This is a genomic window from Kitasatospora sp. MBT63, assembly GCF_000710465.2.
GTDB lineage: Bacteria > Actinomycetota > Actinomycetes > Streptomycetales > Streptomycetaceae > Kitasatospora.
Genome location: NZ_JAIZ01000061.1, coordinates 44,916 through 66,935, shown reverse-complemented (window position 1 = coordinate 66,935; position 22,020 = coordinate 44,916). Strand labels below are relative to the sequence as shown.

General features: G+C 72.6%; 21 protein-coding genes. 4 read left to right on the top strand and 17 right to left on the bottom strand.

Annotated features, from left to right (window positions below; translation table 11 throughout):
- Window positions 1-154: 154 nt before the first annotated feature.
- From AA75_RS04340 to AA75_RS47005, 12 genes are read right to left on the bottom strand one after another with little or no spacing between them, the layout of a single operon-like run.
- Window positions 155-3,526, bottom strand: coding sequence for a LysM peptidoglycan-binding domain-containing protein (locus tag AA75_RS04340; protein WP_033818366.1), 3,372 nt, complete (start codon window positions 3,524-3,526; stop codon window positions 155-157).
- Between the two features lie 5 nt (window positions 3,527-3,531).
- Window positions 3,532-3,966 carry a pilus assembly protein TadG-related protein gene (locus tag AA75_RS04335; protein ID WP_149037934.1) on the bottom strand — a complete coding sequence of 145 codons (435 nt, stop codon included), beginning with the start codon at window positions 3,964-3,966 and terminating at the stop codon, window positions 3,532-3,534.
- A gap of 2 nt (window positions 3,967-3,968) precedes the next feature.
- Window positions 3,969-4,421, bottom strand: a complete 453-nt coding sequence (locus AA75_RS04330) for a TadE/TadG family type IV pilus assembly protein (protein WP_063794273.1) — start codon at window positions 4,419-4,421, stop codon at window positions 3,969-3,971.
- A complete protein-coding gene (locus AA75_RS04325) occupies window positions 4,418-4,840 on the bottom strand; it encodes a TadE family protein (protein ID WP_082526238.1) in 423 nt (140 codons plus the stop codon). The genes AA75_RS04330 and AA75_RS04325 overlap by 4 nt, the downstream gene beginning before the upstream one ends.
- A gap of 42 nt (window positions 4,841-4,882) precedes the next feature.
- Entirely contained in the window at window positions 4,883-5,089 is a 207-nt protein-coding gene (locus AA75_RS04320) for a hypothetical protein (protein WP_033818365.1), read from the bottom strand.
- A 45-nt stretch (window positions 5,090-5,134) separates the two neighbouring features.
- Window positions 5,135-6,031, bottom strand: coding sequence for a type II secretion system F family protein (locus AA75_RS04315; RefSeq protein WP_051811824.1), 897 nt, complete (start codon window positions 6,029-6,031; stop codon window positions 5,135-5,137).
- Entirely contained in the window at window positions 6,028-6,981 is a 954-nt protein-coding gene (locus AA75_RS04310) for a type II secretion system F family protein (protein WP_233288928.1), read from the bottom strand. The genes AA75_RS04315 and AA75_RS04310 overlap by 4 nt, the downstream gene beginning before the upstream one ends.
- Window positions 6,945-8,498, bottom strand: a complete 1,554-nt coding sequence (locus AA75_RS04305) for a CpaF family protein (protein WP_051811821.1) — start codon at window positions 8,496-8,498, stop codon at window positions 6,945-6,947. The genes AA75_RS04310 and AA75_RS04305 overlap by 37 nt, the downstream gene beginning before the upstream one ends.
- Complete coding sequence (locus tag AA75_RS04300) at window positions 8,498-9,313, bottom strand: hypothetical protein (protein ID WP_233288927.1); 816 nt, start codon at window positions 9,311-9,313, stop codon at window positions 8,498-8,500. Before AA75_RS04300 ends, AA75_RS04305 begins: the two co-directional genes overlap by 1 nt.
- An 11-nt stretch (window positions 9,314-9,324) precedes the next feature.
- The gene (locus AA75_RS04295; protein WP_233288926.1) at window positions 9,325-10,011 is read right to left on the bottom strand and encodes an SAF domain-containing protein; all 687 of its coding nucleotides are present in this window, start codon (window positions 10,009-10,011) and stop codon (window positions 9,325-9,327) included.
- A gap of 24 nt (window positions 10,012-10,035) precedes the next feature.
- Complete coding sequence (locus AA75_RS04290; protein WP_033818362.1) at window positions 10,036-10,977, bottom strand: hypothetical protein; 942 nt, start codon at window positions 10,975-10,977, stop codon at window positions 10,036-10,038.
- Window positions 10,971-11,555: a hypothetical protein gene (locus AA75_RS47005; protein ID WP_149037932.1), complete on the bottom strand. Its 585-nt coding sequence runs from the start codon at window positions 11,553-11,555 to the stop codon at window positions 10,971-10,973. Before AA75_RS47005 ends, AA75_RS04290 begins: the two co-directional genes overlap by 7 nt.
- Before the next feature lie 1,393 nt (window positions 11,556-12,948).
- On the opposite strand from AA75_RS47005, the gene AA75_RS04280 reads away from it, so the two are divergent.
- Entirely contained in the window at window positions 12,949-13,545 is a 597-nt protein-coding gene (locus AA75_RS04280) for a hypothetical protein (RefSeq protein ID WP_033818360.1), read from the top strand.
- A 421-nt stretch (window positions 13,546-13,966) separates the two neighbouring features.
- Here the strand turns inward: AA75_RS04280 and AA75_RS45130 are convergent, their stop codons facing one another.
- The 5 genes from AA75_RS45130 to AA75_RS04255 form a co-directional block, all read right to left on the bottom strand.
- The gene (locus AA75_RS45130; protein ID WP_051811819.1) at window positions 13,967-14,995 is read right to left on the bottom strand and encodes an NUDIX hydrolase; all 1,029 of its coding nucleotides are present in this window, start codon (window positions 14,993-14,995) and stop codon (window positions 13,967-13,969) included.
- A gap of 44 nt (window positions 14,996-15,039) precedes the next feature.
- Window positions 15,040-15,933, bottom strand: coding sequence for an aminoglycoside phosphotransferase family protein (locus AA75_RS04270; RefSeq protein WP_033818359.1), 894 nt, complete (start codon window positions 15,931-15,933; stop codon window positions 15,040-15,042).
- Window positions 15,934-15,998: 65 nt separating this feature from the next.
- Window positions 15,999-17,102, bottom strand: coding sequence for a hypothetical protein (locus AA75_RS04265; protein ID WP_233288925.1), 1,104 nt, complete (start codon window positions 17,100-17,102; stop codon window positions 15,999-16,001).
- Window positions 17,103-17,144: 42 nt separating this feature from the next.
- Window positions 17,145-18,065 (bottom strand): TauD/TfdA family dioxygenase, encoded by a 921-nt coding sequence (locus AA75_RS04260; protein WP_063794272.1) that lies wholly within the window; start codon window positions 18,063-18,065, stop codon window positions 17,145-17,147.
- Window positions 18,066-18,098: 33 nt separating this feature from the next.
- Window positions 18,099-18,992: an amino acid--tRNA ligase-related protein gene (locus tag AA75_RS04255; protein ID WP_233288924.1), complete on the bottom strand. Its 894-nt coding sequence runs from the start codon at window positions 18,990-18,992 to the stop codon at window positions 18,099-18,101.
- A gap of 438 nt (window positions 18,993-19,430) precedes the next feature.
- On the opposite strand from AA75_RS04255, the gene AA75_RS53400 reads away from it, so the two are divergent.
- The 3 genes from AA75_RS53400 (at window position 19,431) to AA75_RS04245 (ending at window position 22,012) form a co-directional block, all read left to right on the top strand.
- Window positions 19,431-19,565: a hypothetical protein gene (locus AA75_RS53400; RefSeq protein ID WP_255369496.1), complete on the top strand. Its 135-nt coding sequence runs from the start codon at window positions 19,431-19,433 to the stop codon at window positions 19,563-19,565.
- Between the two features lie 116 nt (window positions 19,566-19,681).
- Window positions 19,682-20,758, top strand: coding sequence for a fatty acid desaturase (locus tag AA75_RS04250; RefSeq protein WP_051811817.1), 1,077 nt, complete (start codon window positions 19,682-19,684; stop codon window positions 20,756-20,758).
- A gap of 114 nt (window positions 20,759-20,872) precedes the next feature.
- On the top strand, window positions 20,873-22,012 hold the full coding sequence (locus tag AA75_RS04245; RefSeq protein WP_051811814.1) for an inosamine-phosphate amidinotransferase 1: 1,140 nt from the start codon (window positions 20,873-20,875) through the stop codon (window positions 22,010-22,012).
- The last annotated feature ends 8 nt before the right edge of the window (window positions 22,013-22,020 follow it).

The following is a 22,020-nucleotide window of genomic DNA, read 5'->3' as shown; positions in this document are numbered from 1 at the left end:
AGCCCAGCGAGCTACCGAGCTGCTCCACCCCGCGTCGGTGCACCCGACTCTACGGCACCGGAGCAGATCGGCCGAATCCATTCCTCCGGTGCCGCCGGACAGGGCGCCGCCCCGGCCGTAGCGGCGGGGTCGTCACCCTGGGCCGGGCCGTGGCTCAGGCGGACTCCCGGTGGCTCTCCATGATCTGGGAAAGGAGCTCCACCGTCTCGTCCTCCGGGTCCGTCTCCAGCTCGTCGTTGATTCGGGCAAGTTGATGTGCGGCGCGGCGAAGGCCCTCGCGGTCGCCGAGGGCGTGGCAGACCATGAAGAGATCCCGGTGCAGCTGTTCGCTGTCCGGGACACCCGTCAGCCCCTTGCCGGCGGCCAGGCCCGCCGCGCGGAAGTCACGTGCGGCGATCATCCGTTGGGCGAGCTCGTGGGCGACGTCGGTGATCGCCGAGATCATCTCCTGGAGATCGGCGTCCACCCACTGGTAGCGGGAGGGGTTGATGTCGGCGAACGGCCTGCCGCGCACCAGGACGAGCGCCCGGGCGAGGTCGAGGTCGGCCTCAGGCCCGGTGGCGTTCATCCCGCGTGCGTAGAGCCCCTGGAACAGCGCCCAGTCGCTGGTAACCGCCGGGTGGAACTGGTAGGCCTGCTTGCTGGCCGCCGGAAGGTACTGCGCGGCAGGGTCGTCGGCAGCCAGCGCGGGATCGCGGCCCACCCACTGGCGCAGCTTCGACACCAGGGGGTTGCGGAACTGCGGGGTGACGCGCCGGCCGGGCCACAGCGCGGCGTCCATCTCCTCGTACCTGCGACCGGGGTGCAGGACGAACCACGCGGCGATCTCCAGCAGGGTCCGACGCCGCTTCGACTCGACCGGGCCCTGGGCACCGGCGAGGTCCACCGAGCCGAGCAACTGCACCTGGGGGTGCTCGGGCGGCTCGGGGTCGGAGTTGAGGACGACGAGCACATCGGAGATCGAGCTCAGCCGGGTCGGCGCGGTGGCCTCCTGCGCGTCCTCGACGGCGCCCTCGGCCTCCTCCTCTGCGCCCTCCTGCGCCATCTCGGTTCGGGTGGCGGCCAGCATGGCCGTGAAGTCGGGCACCGACGACGGCGAGAGCGCCGCCGGGGAGGACACCTGCCACGGCTGCGCCTCGTTGTCCGGCTCCTCGAAGACTCCCGTCTCGGCACCGACCTGGACGGCGTCCTCCTGCGCTGCCTCAGGAGCGCCCGGCATGTCCTCGTGGCCGTGCTCGGCCTCGTCGGCGTCCAGCACGGTCTCCAGGAACCCGGGATCGTCCTCACTGCCGCTGGCGCCCAGTGTCCAGGCGGGAGGGGCGATGTCGTCCTCGCGGTCGGCCGTCGCCAGGAGCTGGATGAGCGCGGCGTACCGGTCCGGGGCCAGACGCTGGAGCACAACGTCCAGGCCGATGCCTGGGAGGGTGACGAGGGCACCGGGGGCCGCGTCCAGGCGCCAGGCGCTGGGCACGGACACCGCGTCCGTCGGGGAGACGATCGCCACCGCGGTGCGCGGGCGGGACATGAGGAGATCGGTGATCTGCTCCGAGGTCTCGTGGTCCCCGAGGTCGGCAGTGAGAAGGACGGCGGCGCTCCACGCGTCGGCGCCGGCGCCGTCCAGGCGCACCTCGCCCAGGCCCGCCGCGTCGGCGTCCTCCAGGGCGGTGCGCTGCAGAGCGTCGTGGGCGCGCAGCTCGGCGACGGCCGCCTCGGTGGTGTCGTAGTGCGCGGCGCGGCCGGGGAACCGCTCGGCCAGCTCGGCGCCGACGCCCGCCAGGACCACCGTCGACTCGCGGGTGAGCTGGGAGGTGCACAGCTCGGCCGCCAGGGCCAGCTGCACGTCCCGCACGTCGTCCTCGGCGCCGGTGAGGCTGAGCAGCCCGACGCACTCCAGGTTCACCAGCACGGTGCTGTCCTCCTCGAGCGTGGAGCCGAGGGAGACCAGCGCGGGGTACGGGGAGGCGGCGACCGCCGCGTCCTCCTGTGTGAGCAGCTGCGCGGAGCGGGCCGGGCAGGTCCAGGCGTCCGGCACGGTGTCGGACGCCTGGAACGGCTTGACGGGCGCGGTGGGCGCGGCCAGGTACAGGTCGATGCCCTGCGGGCTCAGGTGCACGGCCTCGATCTCGGGCAGCGGGCGCCCGGCCTCGGCGCAGCGCACCGCCAGGGTGCGCAGTGCCCGGTCGAGGTGCTCGGGGCCGATGACGGCCTGGGAACTGCGCATCTCACGCTCGACGGCGGCCGCCTCGCCCTTGGGCATGGGGATGCGCCGGCGGTGGCGCCGGCGGCGCTGCTGCAGGGTGCGGCGCACGCCGAGCGCGGTCAGCAGCCCGGCGGCGAGGAACGCGGCCCCGGCGCCGACGACGGTGAGCTGTGAGTCGTCGGCCTCGGTGCCGGTGGAGTTCGTGCCGGTGTCCGCCTCGGTGCTCTGGCTCTCCGCGGCGGGGGCGCTCGGCTGCGCAGCCGGCGCCTGGGTGGCCGGGGCGGGTGCCTCGGCGCCCGGCGCGGGCAACGACGGTCCCGGGGCCGGGGCCGCCGGGGTGGCGCTCTCGGGTGCCGGGGCGGGCGTGGCCGGGGCAGGCGTCTGGGGGATGGCGGGGGCCTGCGGGGCTGGTGCCTCGGCGGTGGCGGGCAGGGTGAGGTCCCAGCCCGGCCGGATGGTGTCCGGGTCGGTCAGGGCAGCGCCGTCGGGCTGCGGGTGGTCCTTGTTCAGCTCGACGATCTCCGGATACCGGTCGGCGTCGCCGAGCTCGTGCTCGGCGATCGAGCTGAGGGTCTCGCCGGCCTTCACGGTGTGGCTGTGGCCGGCCGTGGCCGCGGCGGCCGGTGCCGGCGCGGCGGTTGCCGGGGCCGCGGTGGCGTCGCCGGGCAGGCGCAGGGTCCAGCCTGGCTGCAGCCAGGTGGTGTCCGCGGTCATGACGGTGCCGTCGGGCTGGGTGACACCGATGTTGAGGTCGGCGATCTCCTTCCAGCGGACCCCGTCGCCGAGCTTCGCTTCGGCGATGCCCCACATCGTGTCGCCCTGGTGGACCTCGTGGACGGGACCCGTCCACGAGGCGTTCGAGGCCGCCGCCGTGGCTGCGGGTGCGGCCTGGACGGCACCCGGGGTCGCGGACGCGCTGGCCGTCACCGCGCTGGCGGTGGCCGGGCTGGCCATCGCGGCGCCGGTGGGCACCAGCAGCACGATGCTGGCCACCAGTACGCCGGCCAGACGCTGCGGCGCGCCGAGCACACGGATCCGCGGGGCGGAGCGGCGGCGCACCACCGTGTAGAACAGCTCGACCAGGACGGCGAACGCGAACTGCAGCCAGCCCGCCCACCCCAGCAGCGTCACGGCCCCGAGGAACAGGGTGCCGTTGTCCGGGCTGGTGAGCGCATCGGTGATGTCGCCGAGGCCCGGGACGGAGCCCGGCAGGACACCGACCCGCCACAGGAGCAGCGGGACGGCCACCAGCAGGGTGGCGAGCACGGTGAGGGACAGCAGCGCGCGCAGTGCCGCGCCGATGCGTGAGGTGGTTCTGCGGGGCATCTGGGTCAGCCTCCCTGGACGACGAGTGCGGCCGATCCGTGCCCGCCGATCTGCCACGAGCCGGGGATGAGGACTCCCTGGTAGGTGGCGGTGACGTTCACGACGATGGAGCGGCGGTCCGAGCTGAGCTCGGCAGTGCCGGTGACGCCGGCGGAGGCGAGGTAGCTGCGGGCGGCCCGCAGGGCGGCCTCGCGGTCGATCACGATGCCGTTGCCGGCGATCGCCGAGCCGACGTTGATGGCCTGGGCGCCGGAGCGGGCGGCCTCGTTGGCGGTGGCTTCGGCCTTGGAGACCGCGCGCAGCTTCCCTCCGCCGTCGACGATCAGCGCGACGCCGGCCAGGAGAGCGACAGCGACGACAGCCACCAGCAGCGACATCGCGCCGCGCTGCGCATCGGAGCCCGCGGCGCGGCGCAGGTGGCGGGTGACTGTGCGGATCATGGTCAGGGCCTCTGCCGGTAGGGGTCGAGCGGGCTCGTGAACGACGCCCTCAGCTGCTTGGTGCCGGGTGCGCCGGGGAAGGCGATGTCGGCCAGGTTGACCTGGCAGGTCACGGTGACGGTCACGCTGGCTGCGGTTCCCAGCGGGGCCTGGAACCCGGCGGTGGGCACGTCGACGGAGCTGGAGACGCAGCGGATGCCCTGGCCTGCGAGCATGTCGTTGGCCACCGCCTGGGCCTTGCTGCGGGCGGTGGCTCCGTCGCGTTCCAGGGAGGCGGCCCGGGCCGCCGCGCGGGCCGCGGAGTCGACGGTGTTGCCGGCACCGGTGACCCGGCCGGCGATGGCGATCAGCCCGATCAGGACGAAGACTGCGGGGATGAGGACGGCGAACTCGAGCGAGAGGGCGCCCCGGTCACGGGCCGGGCGCCGAAGGCGGCTGAGCGGCTTCAGCGTCACGGCTGCGTCACCCGCTCCTTCGGGGCCGAGGCGTGCTGGCGGATGGAGAAGCGCAGGCCGGGGATCCAGGTGTCGATCGTGCCGGTGACGGTCACGGTGACGGTCGCGCCGCCGCTCGCGGTCACGGAGGCATCGCGCAGGCTCTTCCCGCCGACCTGGTCGAGGTAGGCCCGGGCCCGGGCGGTGCCGTCACCGAGCGAGGAGTTCTGCAGCCGGGCGGTCTCCACCCCGCGCTGCGCCGCGGTGCTGGCGACGTCCTTGGCGTGGAACCAGAACACCGTCTGGAGACCGGCGAAGATGATGATGAGGGTGACCGGGAACAGCACTGCGAGCTCCAGGGACAGGGCTCCCCTGTCCCTGGAGCTTCGCGGGATGCGCCCGGCCACGCGCCGGGGAGCGGCGCGGAGCAGGCTATGCAACGACGGCTCCTTGGCGATGGTACGGATCGGGTGCGAGGCGGCCTACTGGCCGGTGATGACGGCGTTCTTCTCGTTGGCCTTGCTCAGCGCGACGCCGGCCAGGAGGATGCCCAGGCCCAGGAGGCAGGCGATCAGGACGGCCAGCTCCAGGGATATGGCGCCCCGGTCCGAGCCGCCCTTCTGGGCGACGGCCCGCATCTGCTCGAACTTGGCCTGGATGGCGAGAGTGAGAACCTTGATGTCCTGCATGTGTGCTTTCCCCCTTGGGAGTTGATGGGTACTGCCGGGCTGGGGTCAGCTCGACATGATCTTGATGATCATCGGATAGGCGATGAAACTGGACATGATGATCACGAGTAGGGAGACCGGCAAGATCATCTTTTCGGAGGCGGTGTTCGCCTCGGCCTGGGCCTCGGTCAGCAGCGCGCCGCGCAGTGAGGCGGCCTGGGCCTGCAGCGTGGAGTACACCGCCGCGCCCTCCTCGCCGGCGACGGCCATGATGTCGGCCGGTGCGCCGAGCTCCGGGACGCCGAGGTCCTCCGACAGCTGCCGCAGGCCCTCCCACGGCGGGATGCCGGCCAGCTCGGCCGCGTCCAGCGCGCCGCGCAGGCGGTGGAACACCCACCCGTCGCCCACACTCGCCGCTCTGGTCAGCGCCTCGATCGGGCCGGCGTCGGCAGCCCGCTCCAGGCTGACGAGCTCCAGGAACGAGGCGATCGCGGTGCGGAACTCGCTCCTGGCCTCGGCGGCCAGCTGGCGCACCTGGATGTCGGGAAGCAGCCAGAACAGCGTCGCCAGGGCGAGCGCGCCGAGTGCGGGAACGGCGACGGGCAGGCCCGTGCCGAGCACGATCGTGCCGAGCAGGACGAAGGTCGGCATGAGCAGCCCGACCAGCGCCATGCCGATCTTGAGGCCCACGTGGTGGGAGGGGCTGCGCCCGATGAGGTCGAGCTCGCGGCGCGGCAGCCGGACGGCACCTTCGCCGACCTGGGTCAGCAGCTTGAGGCCGAGCTTGTCGAAGAGCCCGGTCGGGCCGGCTGCCGGCGCACCGAGGTGCTCGACCCGTCCGGCGTCCAGGCGGCGCATGACGTCGCCGAGGTCGGCGCGGGCCGGCAGCAGGCCGGCCACGGCCACCACGAGTCCGCCGCCGACGGCGGCTCCGGCGACCAGGGCGGGGGCGCTGGCGATCACGATTCCTCCCCGGAGCCGGTGCGGTCGACGCCTGTCAGGAACCGGGGTGTCGGCCGGCTGGCGGCCATGCTGCGCATCCACAGCAGGGCGCCGACGAAGCAGACGGCGAGCAGCACCAGGACGAGCTGGCCCATCACGCTGCTGTACGGCTCGGTGTAGCTGCCGCTCATCACGGCGAGGCCGAAGATGAGCAGGCAGAACGCGGTGACCCAGCGGGCGTTGGTCCGCGGCTTGGCCCGGTCGGCCTCGACCTGGCGGCGCATGCGGACCTGTTCGGCGACCGACCCGGCCAGCGCCTCCAGCGCGGTGCTCAGGCCCGAGCCGCGGTCCTGCGCGTGCAGCTTGAACAGGGCGGCGACCTGGTCAGCGGTCGCGTCGTCGAGATCGTCGGCGAAGGCCTCGTACGCCCGGGCCGCCGGCCAGCCCGTCTTCAGACGGGAGCTGAGGTGGGTGACCGGCTCCTGGATCGGCTTGGGCACGGTGCGCAGGCTCGCGGTGACGGCCGACTCCAGCGACGCGCCGGCGGTGTGGATCGACGACAGGCGGCGCACCCACTCCTCGAGCGCCTCCAGGCGGACGATCTGGTTCTTGGCGCCCTTGCCCGGCTGCAGCATCCACGGCAGGCCCAGAAGCGCCACGGTGACCAGCACCGCGCCGAGCAGCCACCCGGTGATCGGCCAGACCGCGATCCCCACGACGACGGACCCGAGGACACGGGTGCGGTCCTGCGCCCACCAGGCGCGGCGGGAATCGGGGTTGTCCAGGCCGAGCAGGGTACGCACCTTGCGCTCCAGCGGCCCGCGGCGGCGGGACGCGGGCGCGGGGCGGCGCATCAGACCGGCGATGGCCAGGATCAGGCCGAGCACGGCGACCAGGCCGCAGAACGCGCCGGCGAGGGACTCCAGGGAGAGCTTCACAGCTGCGTCACCGTCCTCATCGGCTCGGCCCACGCGCCCCACTCCTGACGCAGGAGGCTGCGGTCGAATCCGGCCCGGACGAGGTCGTCAAGGCACTGCGGCGGCAGCAGCGGCACCGCTCGCGGCTCACGCCGCCCGCCTGCCTCCCGTGGGCCGAAGATCGCGCTGGTGGCGGGCCGGCCCCCCTCGCCGAGACCGTTGATCTCCAGGACGTCGGAGACGAAACGGTGGCGGCGGCCACCGATCTCGGTCTCGTCGACCAGACGGACGTAGACGATGAAATCCACGCCCTCGGTGAGGCGGTACGCCAGGTCCGGGGTCATACCGGTGCCGGCTTCCAGGCACAGGGTGACCAGGCGCTCGATCGCCTTGCGTGCCGTGCGGGCGTGAAGGGTCGCCATCGACCCTCCCTCGCCCTCGTTCATGGCGTGCAGCATCGGAAGGACCTCGGCGGAGCGGACCTCACCGACGATCACCCGCCTCAGCGACATCCGCAGGGCCTGCGGGAAGATGTCGAGAAGCGTGATGGCTCCCGACGCCTTGCCGTCCGGACCGCGCTCGCCGTTGGACTCCCGGGACTGGAACGCGACGACCTCGGGGCCGTCGTCGTCCTTGTGGAGCCACAGCTCGTAGTCGGTCTCCAGCGTGCCGACCCGCTCGTGCCGCGGGATCTCACGCGCCATCGCGCGCAGCAGGCTCGTCTTGCCGACACCCTGGCTTCCCACCACCAGGATGTTCTTGCGCGCCCTGACCAGGGCGCGCAAGAACCGGGCGAGGGTGGTGTCGATGGTCCCCCAGCCGACCAGGTCGTCCAGGGTCTGGTGCTGGACACGGTGACGGCGGATCACCACCTCCGGCTCCGCGCTGATGAAGCCCGTCGCGGCCAGACGGGACCCGTCGGGCATGGCCAGGTTCAGCATCGGGCTCGGGTTGGTGAGAGAGCGCTCGGAGTGGCCGGCCTGCCGCGCCAACTTGTTGACCAGGGCGAGGACGCCCTCGTTGCTGTCGGCGACCGGCGCGACGAGCTGACTCGGGCGGTTGTAGTAGTCGACGCGGACGGTCTTGTGCCCGCGCAGGATGATGTTCTCGATCTCCGGGTCGTCCAACAACGCTTGGAGCCGGCCCGCTTCGAAGAGCTCGCTATAGACGGCCGCCTGCACGGCCTGCTCATCGGCGCGGGTGAGAGGCCGCCGGGTGGCGGCGTAGTCGGTCGCCCAGACGCTGACCACGCGGGTGACGATGGTCTGGCCGAGCTGTCGCCGGTCTGCCTCCGACAGCCCGGGGCGGGAGGCGGTCTCCTCGGCGAGCTCGGTCGAGACCCGGGTGTGCAGCGCGCTGATCTCCGAGAACGGAACCGGCAGCACACCGGCGGGGCCGGCGGGCGCGGGGACGGCAGTCGGGGACACCGCACCTGCGGCCACCGGGCCGGTCACGACCTGGGGAACCACGCGCACCGCGGCGGGCCGCTGCTCGAGTGCGTCGGCGAACGCCCCGGCGAGGGCATGGGCCGGGCTGACGGGCGTAGCGGGGCCGAGCGTCTTCTCCACCATCACGCCACCTCCGCAGCGCCGGTCAGCGCGCCGGGACGACGCAGCTGGATCTGCCGCCGGGTGGCGGCCTCGGTGAGCGGGCCGAAGGCGGAACGCGCATGCCGCATCAACTTGGTGCGGGCCGGCTTGCCCCGGCGCAGCTCCTTGCCAGTCGTCAGGTTCTGTGCCATGTCCTCGTCCCAGGGCAGTCCCGCCAGGACGGGCACGCCGAGGCGGGCGCCGATCTCGCTGCTGGACAGGCCGCCCTCCTCGATCATCAGGACACCGAGAGCCTCACCGCCGGTGCCGTGCTCGGTCAGGTCCGCGCGCAGGATCTGCACTACGGGCGCGGCCGACAGGACGGACGGCAAAGTGTTGCGGACCACGAGCAGCACCAGGTCCGACTGGCGCAGCAACGCGGCCGGGTAGGACACGGAGTCAAGGGTGGTCTTGGAGGACACCTGGACGCGGCCGGCGTCGATGATGACGTCGTGGCCGCCCGGGTTCTCCCACACCCGCAGCAGGCGGCCCATGTCGCCCCAGGCCCCGGCGAGGCCGGACGCCTGGGACGGGTCGGTCAGGCCCGGCAGGAACATCCGGTGGCCCAAGTCGTCCAGGCGCACCCAGTGCTCCGGAAACTCGTGCTGAATCGTTCCTGCACGCGAGGCGGTGGCCAGCCGGTGGAGCCCGACAGCGGCCGTCGGGCCGCCGCCTTGGAGGTAACCGGTGCGGATGGTGCCGCCGGCCGGATCGCACTCGGCCAGCGCGGTCGGCCGCGGCGAGGCGAGCGCCAGCGCCAGGGCCGAGCAGGTGACGCCGCTCGACTTCGCGGACACGAGGGAGACCATCATGACTTGGCCTTGAGGACGATCCCGATGCGCCCGGAGGCGGTCCACGCGGCCACCGAGGGCGAGTCGACCGGGCTGACCGCCACGTCCACCACGATGACGCCGTTGCCGTCGGCATCGCCGACCCGGGCCACGACCGCGTTGATGGTCGCGGGCTGCGCGTCCGCCTTGGTGTCGTCCTGACGGGGAGTGGCGACCAGGATGACCGCGTCACCGATCTGCAGCCGGCCCTGGGGCATCTGCCCCGGCTTGGTGAGGATGCCGACGACGTCCCTGCCGGTCGTCACCGGCTTGCCCTCGCGCACGGACTGGGTGGTGATCAGCGAGCCCGGGACCAGGTCGGTGGCCGCGGTCTTGCCGACGATCTCCTTGCTGCGGCTGACCGCGACCGGGCGCAGCGCCGGATCGGGGGCGACCTCCGCGGCCACCAGGTCGGCGGCCGTGATCGCCTGCCCGGCCGGGACCGGGCGGGCGACGGCGAGGACCTGGACGCGGTCGCGCGCCTGGTCCACCAGACTCCAGCCGCCGAGCGCGCCGACGACGGCAACGGCGACGCCGATCCCGACCAGGGCCGGGCGGCGGCCACGCCGGGGCGCAGACTCGGTGATCGGCACGGAAGCCGGCGCCGAGTCGGTCGCCGGATCCGTGCGCTGCTTGGTGGTGCTGCGGGCCATCGGTGTCCTCACGAATGGGTTCTACGGGCAGACAGGTCAGCGGTTGACGGTCTGCAGTTCGGCGATCGCGGCCGTCGTGGACGACGCGCGGGTGGTGGTGATCGTGCCGCCCTGACCGGTGTTGGAGGTCCAGGTCACGATCCAGGTGCTGGTCGCGTCGATCTTGTACGGGCTGGAGCCGGACACCTTGGTGTAGGTGTGGCCGCAGGAGGGCGTGCGCGTCCCGTACGAGGGGTCGTAGGCCTCGCCGGGGGTGCGGCAGACCTCGGTCGTGCCGTCGCCCATCGACCACGCGATCTTGTCGACCTTCGCGGTCGCGGTGACGGTGACCCCGCCGGCGCTGACGCTCGTGCTCTTCGGCCCCCAGGTGGTGTCGGACACCGCGGTCCACAGCCACACCGGCAGGCCGACCAGGCTCACGCCACCCTGCTTCGGGGCGATGCCGATGTCAGCGCCCTGGAGCCGCATGTTCTCCACGGCGGTCTCCGCGAGCTGGCGCGGGTCGACCGCCGGGCCGCCGAAGCCAGGGGGAGGGGTGCTCAGGATGCGCATGCCGCCGGGGTTGGTGGTCGGCGCGGTGCTGTAGGGGCAGGTCGCCATGTACGCCTTCGCCTGCGCCGCGATCGGCCCGGTCCAGATCGGGTCGTCGGCCGGCGGCTGCGGGTCCATCAGCGTGTAGTAGCAACTGTCGAAGCTGTTGAACCAGCCCAGGCCGTCGCGGTAGCAGGGCACCTCCCGCTCGCCTGCGTGGCACTTGGCCACGCCTCCGCTGCCGCCTCCGCCGCCGTTGTTTCCGCCGCCCCCGCCGCCCCCGCCGGTTCCGCCGGTGGTGCCGCCACCGCCGGCGTTGACGGTGCAGTCCAGCACGAACGGCGGGCAGTTCGCCCCGCCGTCGGCGAGCGCGGGTGTCGCCAGGAATCCGAGCAGCACGGCGATGACGGCCCCGATGCCGGCCAGGGCCCGTCGCGTGCTCAGCACGTCTGGTCCTTGCTCAGGGTGGACTCCATGACCACCCAGCGGCCGTCGTAGATCCGCAGGGTGCTCGTCTGGACATGACGTCGGTTGGTGTCGGTCAGCTGCGCGGGCTGGCCGGTCCCCTTGTCGTAGGGCAGGAAGCTGCTGGTGTCGACGCAGTCCCGGACGGTGGCCCGGTGCGGGGTACCGGTGAGGTCGAGCGCGGTGATCTCGGGGGAGAGCTTGGGCTCGCCCTTGAGGACCAGGTTGTTGTCCTGGTAGTAGACAGCGGCGCTCTTGATGTCCGCCAGCGCCTTGTCGCCGGCGAACGTCTCCAGCTTCACGTCCTTGAGCGTGCCGCTGGTGAACGCCTTGACCTGCTCGGCCCACATGCCCTTGTACGCGGCCAGAACCAGCTGACGCGCCTCGGCATCCGGACTGGCGGATGGGCTCGGCGCCGCACTCGTCGGGGCGGACGCGGGCGCGCTCGGCGCCGCGCTGCCGCCGGACGACTGGCATCCGGCGAGCGCGAGCACGGAGCCGACCAGTGCCGCTGCTGCGGCCGCACGGCGCGAACGTGGATCGGCAATTGCCACTGTCATACCCCCTGGCGAGTGGTGGTCACGGTCCGTCATGAGCGGTTCAGTCAGCCCTCGTAGGGCACAGCGCCTGGCCGGGAGCCCACCCGAGCGGCTCAACCGGTGTATCGGGAGCCGCGCAGGCTCGGCCACGGCTGATGCGACAGACTCGCCCGTCCATGACTCCCCCTTGCGTGACCCTGCCGTGATTGTCGTGTCCATTTTCGGACAGGTTGCCACGGAACTACTGGCCGAATCTCGCACGATCACCTTGCAGAGTCAACCGAAAACTCTTTGTCACAATGTGTAGCAGTTGTGAGAGATGGGGTCCAAAATGACCGATTTGACCTACATCAAAGTCCGATAAATCCCTTTCCATCGCTACTCTCCGAACTCATGCTGTGCCGACTCGCCGCTGCGGTGTTCGCCGGATCACTTGGCTGACCAGCACCGGACCGCCACCGCCGCCGGCGACGAGGGGGGTAGGGGAATAGCTGACGGCCTGTCAGAGTTGCTTCGGTGGAGCTGAGATGAGTGGCTCGGTGATTTAGTCGAGCGCGATGCAGCCCCCTCATTACAGTTTGAAGACGAACCGATGGCGGAGGAATTTCCGGAGGTCGCGAAGCGCGATGCCCGGATTCCACTCCGGCTGCCGCCTGGACGTGAGCGCCTGCCTGACGGGCGGCGGATTGTTCCCGCTGCCGATGACCATGCGTAGCCGGTGCGCCGTCCAGCTCGAAGCTGCTGCCACCGTGGCGTGTTCAACGGCAGCGCGCGTCCAGCGCCCAGGTTCCATGCCGGGGAGCGATCCAGCCGGGCGTGCCCGGCGAGCCTCCGTCTATTCCTACCGAAGAGTAATAACGAGTGGACGCGTAAACCGCCCGGAGACAGGAGAACCCCGCGGTCACTGCGGCCCGGTCACGGATTGACGAATCTCGTCAGCTCGCACCGCCTTGAGAGGGCATCCGGCAGCTACCTAGGCTCGCGGCCATGGACCGGATGATCGGGCGGGTGCGGCTCGGACGGCAGTTGCGGCGGCTGCGGCTGGACGGTGCGGGCGCTGGCCCACCCCGGGATCCAGTCCGGGTCATCTGCCACCTCCGGAGAACGGCACCCGCAACCCCACCGAGGCAAGGTCCGTGAACGAAGTGGTCCGGACTGACCACCTGGGGGAGACAAGGCCGCTGTCGCTGGTTGCGGCCCCCACCCCTGCTCAACGGACGCAGGAGGCGCGCTCCAGGGCCGCCGCCCGTCCCGAGCGGCAATCACGGCCACCTCGGCTTCACCCTTTCCGGTACGTCTACGGCCTGCCCACCCTCGGGCACCGAAGCCCACCCCTACGGTGCTAGTCGGGCCCGAACGCCGCTCGGGCAGACGGCATCCGCGGCTCGCACCGCGTTCCTCCAGAAGGCGATTCATGCAGGCAGAGGAGTCCCCGCTCATCCGCACCCGTCCGGGCAAGGACGTGCTGGTCCGCCTGCTCACCTCCAAGGGGCTACTGCCCCGCCAGGAAGCAGGCCGCGATGAAGCCGGCTTGGTGGTGCACCGCCGCTCGGGCTTCGTCCTCGAGAAGACAGAGCATCCACCTGGCTGGAGGGTCAGCTACGTCCACGACGAGGGCGACGAGCTCAGCGAGGGCCGCTTCCACGACCAGATCCGCCAGTTGGTGCGCGATGGTGGGATGGAGGCCGTGACGATCGACGCGCCGGCTTGCCGCAACGTAGGCGTCCAGGTGAGCGCGGTCCGGCCCTTGGCCACTGAGGACCGGCGGCTACTCATCGCCGTCGACCAGGCGCGCGTCACCAAGCAGCGCGGGCGGTGGGTCGACTCCGGCCCGCTAGGGGGTTCGCCGCTCGACACCCGCCCGCTCTCAGGTCTGGTCGCCAACGGACTGGTGGAGGGCGCAGCGGATGGGAATACGGCGGTGCTGACCTCTGCCGGCCGCGCGCTGTTGCACCGCCAGGCCGACAGTAGCAACGGCGTGCCAGCCATCGACTTGTCGGAGTTCCTCTGATCTGAGTGGGGTTCGTTGCGTTGGTGCCCCGGGCTGGGCACCGACGGCTTGGTGGAGGCCGTCACCGGGCGCAGCCCCGTTCCCGGAGCTTGCCGACCAGGGCCCGGGTGACTGCCTCTCCAGTCCCCGGGGCGGTGGCGGTGGCGCGGGTCGGCGACGACCGTGTGGACGCGGCCCCACAGGCCGCCGGGGTGGGCGGGGCCGTCGTGGCCCCGGTAGACGACGTCGATCGCGCACGCCGCCAGCGCGCCGTCGGCGACGTGGGCGAGCAGGTTCGAGTTGGTGCCGAGACGGGCCGGTGTGGTGCGGCCGGGCACTGGAGCGGGGGCCGGCGAGCCGGCCGGACGCTACCGTACCGGCCGAACGGGTTGAGCCGACGCCAGGAACGGGTGCTCCTCGGTCGGTAGGACCGGGGCGGGCGCTACTCGGCGTCCCCACGTTCGGGGTCCGCCAGGGTGGTGGTGTCCGTGCGGTCCAGGATCTCGACGGTGCCGTTCTCCAGGGCGCGCAGCGCGGCGGTGACGCGCTCGGCCAGGATGCGCGGCAGCAGGCCGGCGGCTTCGGCGGGGGCCAGCCAGCGGGCCGAGCGCACTTCGCCGGAGTCCAGGGCCATCGCGTCCACCTGAGCGGGCGTCAGCGGCTCCAGGTCGTGTACGTGGGCGATCAGGGCACGGCCGTTGCGGGCAAGGCGGCCCGGGACGGTGTCCACCACCAGCAGCCGCCCGACCGGCAGGTTGAGCCCGATCTCCTCCTTCACCTCGCGCGCCCCGGCCTCGACCGGGGACTCGTGGGCCTCGACCATGCCTCCGACCAGCTCCCAGTGCTGCTTGTAGGTGGGCTCTAGGACGAGGACCCGGCCTGCGGTGTCGCGGACCAGCACGGTGGCGGCCGCCAGCGGGGACGGCAGCTGCCGGTAGTAGTCCCGCGACGAGGGCGGCACCGGCACCCCGTCGCGCAGCAGGGCGGTGTGCGCGCCGCGCTCGGCGTCCAGCGCCGCCCGCAGCCGCGCCGCCACGTGCGGGGCGAGCAGTTGCAGTGCTTCCCCTTCGGTGACCCACCGGGCCTCCCGGATCTCCCCCGCCTGCAGCATCACCTCCACCGGGCCCGATGCGTGCGCCGCGTAGACGTAGGACACCAGCGGCCGGCCCAACGGGGCGGACTCCCCGTCCACGGCCAGCAGCCGTCCGACTGTCGTCTGGATGCCGAGTCCCTCGTGCAGGTCGCGGGTCAAGGCGTCCGCGGGCAGTTCCTCCTTCACCATGCCGCCGGGCAGGTACCAGTCGGCCTTGTAGGTGGGGTCGACGATGAGCAGCCGCCCATCAGGGGAGCGCAGAAGGGCGTCGGCGCAGGCCAGCGGGGCAGGGTGATGGGCCAGGGGGTGCCGCCGGGCGGCGCCCGGTTCCTCAGGCTCCTGCCCGACGGGCGCGATGTGCGGTTCGGCGACAGACACGATCGTCTCCTTCGTGTGGGCGGGCGGGGCAACGGCGGTGCGAGTCAGGGACGGGACGGGTGGGCGATGGTGCGGACGAGGGCGAGACGGCCGCGTTCCTGGAGGTCGGTGCGGCCCTTGCGCAGGCCGGTGTGGAGGTAGGAGGCGCCGAGGCGGACGGTCAGCAGCACCAGCAGCCGCTCCTCCACCGGGTCGAGCGGACGACCGTACCCAGCGAAGAACGCCTTGCGCAGGTCGGGGCGCGTCGGCCACAACGCCCCCAGCAGCCACACGAACTCCTCGACCACCAGCCCGTGGCGGGCCTGTTCGAAGTCGATCAGGCCGTGTCGGCCGGTGTCCGGGTCGATCAGCCAGTTGCGGGTCGCATAGTCGCCGTGCAGGAAGCGCAGCGGCAGCCGGTCGGCCAGACCGGGGATCTCGGCGGCCGCGGCGGCGACGAGGGCGAGCACCTCGTCCGGAACCTGCCCCGCGAGAGCGGTCCGGCACTCCTCCGCTTCTTGCGCGTAGGCGCCCATTGCCTCAGCGACCGCCGCCCGGTCGGCAGCTGTGGGGCCGGAGTGGTCGTGCCAGCGCCGCAGCAGCCGCCCCGCGTCCTCGTGCAGCCTCACCTCCACGCCCCGCTCCAGCGGCAGGTCGCGCACGACACGGCCGGGCAGCGCCGAGGTGAGCAGCGCGCGCAGCCCCGGATCGCCCGCCAGCAGCCGCGGCGCCTGCCCCTTCGTCAGGGCTTTAGCGGCGTAGACGTATCCGGCCACCTCCCGGTCGTACGCCGCCTCGTCGGGGCTGATCTTGAGGAACGCGGCGGCGCCGTCGGGGCCGTCGAGACGCCACACCCGGGAGGTTGCGCGCGGCCAGGAGCAGTCCACGGCCTCGACCGGGCCGGGCAGGTGCCCGGCGACCCAGGCGAGCACCTCAGGCAGGGGCGGGGAACAGGTCATCGGATCGGGTCTCCGAACGGGACGGCGCTGCCCATTGCGGAGAGCATGGGCGGGCGGCCCCTAGGTCAGTTGGAACGGTCGCTGGTGATGCGGAGCAACGCCGGGGGGTGGCGGCGGCCGTTGACCTGGAGTGAGAGGTGGTAGCTGCCCGGTGTGAGGGCGGCTCTGCCGGTGGACGGCAGGGCATGGGCCTTGGCCAGGCGCAGTGGTGCACCGGCCTTGACGGTGGCTCGGGTGAGGTGGGAGACCTTCTCCCTCGTCCGGGCGTCGGGGCCGGTGCGGGTCAGGACGTACATCACGTGCACCGGGGTGTCGGTGGGCGCGGTGAGGTCTGCCTCGAAGGAGAGGTTGTCGCCGAGCTGGTAGTCGGTGCGGTCGAGGCGGATCGGGCCGACGCTGACGGCGGCCTGCGGGTCGTAGCCGAGGGCGGTGTAGGCGGGTGCCCAGCCGGCCTTGAGTCGCAGTTGCAGTGCTTCGCGGGTGATGAAGGCGAGCTCGGCGGGCTTGGCGCGTCCCTCGGTGCGCCACCGGGTCAGGGTGTCGAGGACGAGGTCGGGCAGGGTGCGGGAGATGTCGCGCAGGTGGTTGGCGACCGAGGTGGTCACGAACCGGCTGGTGTCGGCGTACAGCAGGTCGAGCAGCGGGAGGGCAGCGTCGACGGGCAGGCCGGCGCTCACGGACCAGGGCAGGTGCGGTCGGGTGGCCTCGCTGGCCAGGCGCCGTACCCGGTGGTCGGACGCGGTGGCCCACCCGGCGGCGGCGGCGAGCGTCTGCTCGGGGAAGGAGGTGAGGGCGGTGCGGACGGCGTCCTCTGCGGAGAAGTACGGGGTGATGGTGGCGAACGCGGCGAGGGCCTGGTCGAGCGTCTCGGGGTGGAGGTGGTGGGCGGCGACGTACGCGGAGTGCGGGGCGTAGGTGTAGAGCCCGAAGTCGACCTCGGCGCCGGCGGCCTCCGGAGTGGCCGGGAGGGAGCGCAGCACGGTGTCGAGGGCGGGCGGCCCGGTGAGGGGCAGATGCTGGTGCAGGCCCTGTGCGGTGCGGGTGATGCGGGCCTTGAGTTCCAGGCGGGGAAGGTCGGCGGTGACCTGGGTGGTGAAGGAGGCGGCGTCGAAGGCGGGGCAGGCCGTTTGCATCTCGCGCCCGATCCGGGCGATCCGCTCTGGGCTCAAGGCCTTGTCCTTTAGGGGAACTTGGGAACTCACTCGGTCACCCTAGTGGTGGGTCGGCGCGGTGGTGGGCGACTCGGTGGGGATTCCCCCGTCGGGAGGACCTGGGCGGCGTGTCGCCTGGCGGACGGCGGCGCGGACCAGCAGCCGCTGGTGGCGGGAGCTGTCGCAGGGGGAGGCGGTGTGCAGCACCGCGCGGTTGTCCCAGATGACCAGGTCTCCCTGGCTCCAGCGGTGGGTGTAGAGGTAGTCGGGGCCGGTGGCGCGGGTCAGGAGGTCGTCGAGCAGCGCCTGGCCTTCGGCGTCGGGCAGCCCCTCGATGCGGGGGATCACCATGGAGCCGAGCAGCAGGGTGCGGGTGCCGGTGACGGGGTGGATGGGGGCGAGGGGGTGGATGACCTCGGGCAGGCGCGCGAGGGTGCCGGCCTGGGTGGAGGAGCGGCCGCCGGCGGCGTCGGCCTGCAGGGTGCCCAGGTGCTGGGCGGAGTGGACGGCGCTCAGAGCGTCGACCCGCTCCCGGAGGTCGGTCGGAAGGTTCGCGTAGGCGCGGGTGGCGTCGGCGAAGCGGGTCTCGCCGCCCTCGTCGGGGGTGATGACCGAGTAGAGCAGGGTGGCGGTGGTGAGCTGCGGCTTGAAGGAGTTGTCGGCGTGCCACTCCTCCTCGTCGTCGCCGTCGTAGATGCCGATCGGCTGGCCGTCCTGGTCGTGGATGTTGGAGACGACGGTCAGGCCGGGGAACCCGGGGACGGTGTACCGGCGGTCGGTGGCGGTGTCGACGTCGCCGAACAGGGCGGCCGCGGCGAGCAGGTCGGCGTGGTTGAGGTGCTGGCCGGGCAGCACCAGCACCCGGTGCTGGTGCAGGAGATCGGTGAGCGTGCGCGCTGCGGCGGGGCCGGCCGTGCGGGCGAGGTCGGTCTCGACGCGGGCGCCGAATCCGCCGGGCAGCGGGGTGATCGCGAGGTCCATCGTGCCTCCAGGTCCAGGGTGGATGCGCCGGGGTCAGAACTGGGGGGACTGGAGGAAGGGGGTGATGTCGCGCAGCCCTGCGGAGACGGCGCACAGGCGCTCGATGCCGATGCCGAGGCCGGCGGTGTCCGCGGGGACGGCTCCGGCTTCGACGGCGTCCAGGGCGAGCTGCTGCTCGGCGTCGTAGAGGCCGACGGCCTTGGCGCGGTCGGTGAAGGCCGCGGTGTCGGTCTCGTCGGTGTAGCCGTGGACGAGCTCGACGCCGTCGACGATCAGCTCGAACCGCTCCAGGACGGCGGTGGTACCGGGGGCCAGGCGGGCGCAGGGCTCGTCGCCGCCGGTCGGGTAGTCGGTGAGAAACACCGCGCGGCCCGCGGTACCGGCCTCGAGTTCGCGGGCGATGTAGAGGCCGAGGACGTCGCGGAACGGCTCGCCCGCATCGGCGCCGATCCGGGCGGCCATACGTGTGTGCAGGTCACCGAGGGGCTCGGTGCGCAGGTCGATACCGAATGCGTCGCGGACGTGGTCGGTGATCGAGAGGCGGTCGGGGGTGTAGGCGGTCAGGTGCGGGCCGACCAGGCGCCAGGCGAGGCCGATCAGGCCCTCGAAGGTCAGGCCGGCGGCGTACAGGTCGAGCATCGTGAACTCGGAGGCGTGGAGGGCATCGGGGGCCTCGGGGCGGAAGCAGGGGCCGATCTCGTACACCCGCGGGAGGTCGGCGCGGACGTTGACGCGCAGCGCCGGGCCGATCATCGCGCGCAGGTGCCGGCCCTCGTGGAGGGCGGCGGGGACACGGCGGCCGGGCCCGAGGTCGGCCCGGCGGGCGACGGGGGTGACCACCTCGGTGAAGCGCTCCTCGTGCAGCAGGGCCCGCAGGCCGTGCAGCACGTCGGCCTTGAGACGAATGGGGTCGGGCAGCGCGGACATGCGCACTTCCTCTCAACAGGGTTGCAGGTAAGGGGAGTTGACCATGGTGTGGCGATCCGGGCGGAGCGGATCCCCTGGAGCGCCTCAAGGTAGTCGCGTGCTGCCGCGGGACAGAAGACCGCGCGCATCGACCCAGGGCTCCGGCCTGTGGACGGTGTCGGCGATTCCGGCCGCACCGGCAGGCGGTTGCCCAGGTCATCGGCATGGTGGACGCAACGGGGACGCAACGGTCCGGCGCATCCGACGCAACGGCACGACCCGTTGCCGCCGCCCCCGGTCCGGTCCTAGCGTGATGGCACGGCCACTCGGCGCGACGGTTTGTCACCGGCGCTACGGCGCAGCGCCCCGGCCGGCTCCTTCGAGCCTGCTCGTCTGCGGCTCGACCATCCGATTCACCACGCGTGGCTGCGGCATGCCCGCGGCCCGAGAGGAGAACCCATGGACCAGACCCTGAAGTTCGGCATGCGCCCGGGCAACGGCACCGTGAAGCTCGGCATGCGCCCCGGCGCCTCCGTGAAGCTCGGCATGCGCCCGGGCATCAAGCTCGGCATGCGGCCGGGCGCCGCCGCCTGACCCCGATCGTCCTGATCGGCTGACGTGCTGCTGTCGGTGGGCGGGGCGCCCCGCCCACCGACAGCGGTGCACGGAAAGCCGACACCCAGCCCTCAGCGATGTTCGAAGGAGAGCAGATGGGCAGGCCCGGCCGGTGGTCGATACCCCGGCGCGAGAAGACACCGAGGCGCACCCGGCACTCGACCGGCGCGTCCGGTCCGGTCCGGCAGGCGCTGGGGCCGGAGCTGATCGGCGAGCTGGAGAGCCTGTGCGGCGCCCCGAGCGTCGGCCTGCGGGACGTCGCGCTGGACGTCGGCGCGATCGTCGCGGCGGGGTTCGCCGGCTCCCTGGTGGGGCACGTCGTCGGCCCGCTGCTCGCCGTGCTGTACATCGGGGTGCGCCAGCGGCATCTCTCGAACCTGGCACATGAGTGCGTCCACGCCAAGCTGCTGGCCACCGCGCGCGGCAACCGCCTGGTGGGGTACCTGCTGACCGGGCTGCTCGGTGAGGGGCTGCGGCCCTACCGGGCCACCCACGGCGTGCACCACGCGCAGCTCGGCAGCGGAGCCGATCCGATGTTCCAGTCCTACCGGGCCGGAGGTCTGCACACCGTCCGCGCCCCGATGACCAGGACCGCGTTCGTGGTGCGGGTCATCGGCGGGGCCGCGCTGTGGCGGCTGCCGACGTCGGCGCTGCGGACGCTGGTCACCCGCGGTCCGCGGGAGAGCCGTTGGGCGCCGGCCGCCCGCGCGGCGGCGTGGGCCGCCGTCGCCACCGTGTGCTGGTCCTTCGGCGTCCTCGGCGACCTGGTGCTGTACTGGCTGGTCCCGCTGGTGCTCGTGCGGCCGACGGTCACCTGGATCACCGACCTCGGCAACCACGCCGGCCTGATCGAGGACGACGATGTGCTGCTGCAGACCCGCGGCTGGTCCTCGCACTGGCTCACCCGGCACCTGCTCGGCGGTCACCTCGACGACATGCACCACCCCGTGCACCACTGGTGCCCCAAGATCCCCTGGCGTCGTCTGCCCGAGGCCACCGCCCTCCTGGCCGAGCGCGTGGAGCGCTGGAGCGAGGTGCCGTGGTGCTCCGGCTACTTCTTCCGCCGCCGCTCCACCCCCGACGTGCCGTGCGTGATCGAGGACGTCATCGCCCGTCTCACCGCCCGGCCCGCACCGCTCCAGGCCCCGGCCGCCGAACGCACGGCCGCCTGACCGCTCAGCCCCGTTTCTTCACCACCAACGACCGGCCCGCCGCAGCGCGGTCCGGGCGGCATCCCCTGCCCGCCCGGCCCGCGCCGGCACCCGCCGCCGAGGAGGCGGCCACCCATGACCAAGCCCCAGTCCCAGCTCGACCCGCCCACCCAAGGTGCGCACAGCTACGACGACTTCACCCGGCTGCGCGAGGTCGTCGTCGGCCGCGCCGACCACTACACCGCGCACGACGCCGACAGCAGCTGGCGCCTGTTCTACTACGAGAACGTGGCCCCGCACCTGCCCGACGGCCAGCGGCAGCTGACGATCCCGCAGCAGATCGTCGACGAGCTGATCGAGGACGTCACCGGCTTCGCGGACGCCCTGGCCGGCTGCGGGGTGCGCGTGCTGCGCCCCTCGGCCCCCGGCAAGGACGTCCAGGTCTCCTCCCCGTGGTGGAGCAGCGGTGCGACGCCGCCGCTGAACGTCCGCGACAACGCGGTCGTCCTCGGGGAGACGATCGTGGAGACCGCGCCGCACATCCGCAGCCGCATCTTCGAGAACGACCACCTCAAGGCGCTCTTCACCCGCTACTTCGAGCAGGGCTCGAACTGGCTGGCCATGCCGCGCCCCGCGCTCGCCGCCCACTCCCTGGACACCGCCTACTTCGAGCGCAACGGCATCGACGTCACCGCGGCGATGGCCGGCGAGCACGCCCTGCCCATCGACGGCCTGGGCCTGGAGATGGTCTTCGACGGCGCGCAGTGCGTCCGCCTGGGCCGCGACGTCCTCGTCAACGTCGCCAACCACAATCACGAGCTCGCCTTCCGGTGGCTGGCCCGCACCTTCCCCCAGCTGCGCTGGCACCGGCTGCCCGGGATCGCCGACAACCACGTCGACTCCATCGTCGTCCCCCTGCGCCCGGGCCTGATGCTGCTGCGCGACCCGCAGTACCTCGACCTCCTGCCGGAGGCGATGCGGACCTGGGAGGCGATCTACCCGCCGCCCAGCTCGGTGCCCGAGCCCGACTACGACGGGTTCGGGTTCGTCGTTCCCACCGCGTCCCGGTACATCGACATCAACGTCCTGTCGATCGACGAGAGCACGGTCGTCGTCAACTCCCTCTACCCGGAGCTGATCAAGGTGCTGGAGCAGCGCGGCTTCACGGTCGTCCCGGTCCGGCACCGCCACCGGCGCCTGTTCGGCGGCGGGCACCACTGCTTCACCCTCGACACCGTCCGCGACGGCGGCCCCGAGGACTACCTCGTCGCGTAGTCCGCCCC